Source organism: Ensifer sp. ENS06, from assembly GCF_014852205.1.
Lineage (GTDB): Bacteria > Pseudomonadota > Alphaproteobacteria > Rhizobiales > Rhizobiaceae > Ensifer > Ensifer adhaerens.
Genome location: NZ_JACVBC010000044.1, coordinates 1 through 580 on the forward strand (window position 1 = coordinate 1; position 580 = coordinate 580).

Annotated in this window: 1 protein-coding gene; it reads right to left on the minus strand. The window is 65.2% G+C overall.

What is annotated here, in order from left to right:
* Nucleotides 1-580, minus strand: a 580-nt coding sequence (locus IB279_RS36750; RefSeq protein WP_210338786.1) for a dihydrodipicolinate synthase family protein, incomplete at both ends; no start/stop codon positions are given.

The window sequence follows — 580 nt, forward strand, 5'->3', positions numbered from 1 at the left end:
TCCGCCGTCGGCATGCCGCCGAGATACATCAGCCGGTCGCCCATCTTGGCGGTGACCTGGCGCACCAGCCCGATGTCGCCGGTGCCATCCTTGAAGCCGATCAGGTTCGGGCATTCGTCGCACAGCCTTGCGAGCGTGTCGGCCTGCAGCACCGCGTTGTCGCGGTTATAGACCATGACGCCGATGCCGACCGACTGGCAGATCGTCTTCACATGGGCATAAAGCCCTTCCTGCGGCGCATCGATCAGATAGTGCGGCAGAAGCAGGATGCCGTCGGCACCGACGCGCTCGACCGAACGGGCGATGTCGACCGCCATCTCCGTGCCATAGCCGCAGCCCGATACGATCGCCGTGTCGCCGGAAACGTCCTTGGCCGCCCTGACGATGCCGGGGATCTCGTCCGGCTTCAGCGAAAAGAACTCGCCGGTGCCACCGGCCGCAAACAGAACCGGGGCCTTGTAGCCGGCCAGCCACTCGACATGCGCCCGATAGCTGTCCGGCGCAAACCGACCCTCCGCATCGAAATGCGTCACCGGGAACGAAAGCAGGCCCGATCCAAGCGCGGCCTTGATCTGCTCAG